This window comes from Vibrio sp. 10N.222.52.B7 (assembly GCF_041474275.1).
GTDB lineage: Bacteria > Pseudomonadota > Gammaproteobacteria > Enterobacterales > Vibrionaceae > Vibrio > Vibrio crassostreae_C.
Map to the genome: position 1 here is coordinate 1 of NZ_JBFRTU010000436.1, position 202 is coordinate 202.

1 protein-coding gene is annotated in these 202 nt (G+C 43.1%); it reads right to left on the minus strand.

Annotated features, from left to right (window positions below):
- Positions 1 to 202: rRNA adenine N-6-methyltransferase family protein (locus AB4512_RS23575; RefSeq protein WP_372175942.1), on the minus strand; the 202-nt coding region annotated here is incomplete at both ends.

The following is a 202-nucleotide window of genomic DNA, read 5'->3' on the forward strand; positions in this document are numbered from 1 at the left end:
TGCACGTCTTTATGGAACTCAAAAAGGTGGAACATCAATGGTGTCGAGATGTTGTATGGCAAGTTACCGAAAATACGTAGCTTGTTGTTTGGCTTAACAAGTTGTTCGAAATCGAACTTCATTGCATCGCCTTCATAGATCGTTAGCTTATCAGCCAGATCGGGATGGTTGCGAAGACGTTCAGCCAGGTCTCTATCCAATT